This is a genomic window from Sphaerochaeta sp. UBA5836, from assembly GCF_002432845.1.
In the GTDB taxonomy this organism is placed as follows: domain Bacteria; phylum Spirochaetota; class Spirochaetia; order Sphaerochaetales; family Sphaerochaetaceae; genus Sphaerochaeta.
In genome coordinates, this window is the sequence record NZ_DJGW01000111.1 from 1,433 (window position 1) to 4,353 (window position 2,921).

2 protein-coding genes and 1 pseudogene are annotated in these 2,921 nt (G+C 56.2%); all 3 read left to right on the plus strand.

Features of this window, described 5'->3' with window-relative positions:
* The coding region (gene ilvC, locus B3F49_RS11270) for a ketol-acid reductoisomerase (RefSeq protein WP_293911139.1) at positions 1 to 678 on the plus strand (678 nt) is incomplete at its 5' end.
* Positions 679 to 711: 33 nt separating this feature from the next.
* A complete protein-coding gene (locus B3F49_RS11275) occupies positions 712 to 2,325 on the plus strand; it encodes a 2-isopropylmalate synthase (RefSeq protein ID WP_293911141.1) in 1,614 nt (537 codons plus the stop codon).
* Positions 2,318 to 2,921: pseudogene (locus B3F49_RS11280) on the plus strand (citramalate synthase); the annotation flags it as partial. The gene B3F49_RS11275 and the pseudogene B3F49_RS11280, both read left to right, overlap by 8 nt.

Genomic DNA, 2,921 nt, shown 5'->3' on the forward strand with positions numbered 1-2,921 from the left:
TTCGCCCACGGTTTCAACATCCATTTCGGACAGATCAAGCCCCCGGCCGATGTGAACGTCATCATGATCGCTCCCAAGGGTCCCGGTCATACGGTTCGTTCCCAGTTCCAGGAAGGCAAGGGGGTTCCCTCCCTGATCGCCATCCATCAGGACCCCAGCGGGGATTCGCGCGACATCGCTCTTGCCTATGCGAAGGGCCTCGGTGCCGGGCGTGCCGGAATTTTTGAGACTTCTTTCAAGGAAGAGACCGAAACCGACCTCTTCGGTGAGCAGGCCGTCCTCTGCGGTGGTGTTTCCGCCCTGATCAAAGCAGGATTCGATACCCTTGTCGAAGCTGGCTACCAGCCTGAGATGGCATACTTCGAGTGCTGCCACGAGATGAAGCTGATCGTAGACCTCATCAACCAGGGCGGACTGTCCTACATGCGCTACTCCATCAGTGATACCGCCGAGTACGGCGACTACATCACCGGAGGCAAGATCATCACCGAAGACACCAAGAAGGCGATGAAGAACGTACTTACCGATATCCAGGAAGGCACCTTCGCCCGCAACTGGCTGTTGGAGAACCAAGTCAACAGGCCGTATTTCAATGCAAAGAAGAGAATCGAGAGTGAAAGCCTGTTGGAGAAGACCGGACAGAAGCTGCGCTCCCTGATGAGCTGGCTGAAGAAATAACGTACAAAACTTTATAATACCGGGAAGGACACTATGGAAAAAGAGAGAATCTACATCTTCGATACCACCCTTAGAGACGGCGAACAGGCTCCTGGCTACAGCATGAACCTTGACGAAAAAATTCGCATGGCCCTCCAGCTTGAGGCTCTCGGTGTGGATATTCTAGAAGCTGGGTTTGCCATAGCGTCCCCCGGCGATTTTGCAAGCGTGCAGGCGATCAGCAGGGAGCTCAAGCAGACCGTGGTCGCCTCCCTCTCCCGCGCTCTTGAAAAGGATATCGATGCTGCATGGGAGGCGGTAAAGTTTGCCAAACGGCCTAGAATCCATACCTTTCTGGCCACCAGCGACCTCCATCTGCAGTACAAACTGAAGATGAGCCGCGAGGATGCCCTGGCCAAAGCCAAGGCCATGGTCTCGTATGCACGCAATCTCAATGACGATGTGGAGTTCTCGCTCGAGGACGCAACCCGGACCGACCTCGACTACCTGTGCAAGGTTGTCGAGGAGGTGATCAAGGCGGGGGCCAATGTGGTCAACCTGCCTGATACGGTCGGCTACGCCACCCCCGATGACATGACGCGCATGGTGGGAGCCGTAATGAACAAGGTGCCCAACATCGACAAGGCGATCATCGCCGTTCACTGTCACAACGACCTTGGCTTGGCCGTCGCCAACAGCCTTGCCGGACTGAAAGCCGGAGCAAGGCAGGCCGAGTGTACGGTATGCGGAATCGGCGAGAGGGCCGGCAACGCCGCCATGGAAGAGTTGGTGATGGGCATCCGCACCCGCAGCGACGAGTATCCCTTCACCTACAACATCAAGACCGAGGAGATAATCCGCTCATCAAGGCTGCTTACCCAGATAACCGGCGTAAAACCCAATCCTTCCAAAGCGATTGTCGGTGCAAACGCCTTCGCCCACGAAAGCGGCATTCACCAGCACGGCATGATGGCCAACAGCCTCACCTACGAGATCATGACCCCCGAAAGCGTAGGGGTGATGAACACCAGCCTGGTGCTCGGCAAGCACAGCGGCCAGCACGCATTTGAGAAGCGTCTTGTCGATTTGGGCTACACCCTGGGCAAGGAAGAAGTGAAGAGTCTCTTCGCTGAATTCAAGAATCTTGCCGACCGAAAGAAAACCATCACCGACCGCGACATCATCGCTCTGGTGGAAAATGCAAGCCAGAGTTCGCCGATCATCTGGGAGCTGGACAGCTTCGTAGTGAACAGCGGCAACATGATGACCAGCACCGCCTGCGTGACCTTGCGCAAGGGTGATAAGAAGTACCAGGAAGTGGCCTGCGGCACAGGCCCTGTCTATGCTTCACTGAGGGCGGTGGAGAAGATCATCCGTCATCCCTTCAGCCTGGAGGATTACAGCCTGCAGGCGGTGACCGAGCACCGTGACGCCTTGGGCGAAGTCTTTGTGAAGATCAGCGACGGCCATGGCATCTATCGGGGCAGGGGGGTGAGTACCGACGTGATAGAGGCCTCCATCCTCTCCTGTCTTGCTGCGGTGAACCGCATGCTGGACGAAACGATGAAACCCTCGACCGGGAATCTCAAACCTACCACTCCGCCGAATTTTGACAATGACATGCTCAGCTCCCACTCCGACAAGAGAAAGGAGAGAGGTGATGCGTAAGATATCCTTGTTCGATTCCACCCTGCGGGACGGCAGCCAGGCCGAGGGGATCAGCTTCTCCGTTGAGGACAAGCTGAAGATCGTCGAGGCTCTCGACACCCTTGGAGTGGAGTACATCGAGGCTGGCAACCCGGGGTCCAACCCCAAGGATCTGGAATTTTTCTTCCGTTCCAAGGATTTGAACCTGAAGCATGCCAAGCTGGTCGCCTTCGGGTCGACGCGCCGCAGAAACACCAAGGCCGAGGACGATCCGAACCTCAAGAGTCTGGTGCGTGCAGGAACCTCCTATGTCGCCATCTTCGGCAAGAGCTGGGATTTTCATGTGACCGACATCATCCGCACCACGCTGGAGGAGAACCTTGCGATGATCGAGGATTCGATCCGTTTCATCACCGAAAGCGGGTCAGAGGTTTTCTTCGATGCAGAGCATTACTTCGACGGCTATCTTGCAAACAAGGAGTACGCCATTGCTTCCTTGAGAGCGGCCCTTGCAGGAGGGGCCACCACCTTGGTTTTGTGTGAAACCCGCGGCGGCATGATTCCTTCCGATGTCAGACGTATCACGGAAGAGACCATAGCCTTGTTTCCCGATGTTG

Coding starts and splice junctions, on each gene's coding strand:
- B3F49_RS11275 (WP_293911141.1), top strand. CDS start 712: ATGGAAAAAGAGAGAATCTACATCTTCGATACCACCCTTAGAGACGGC.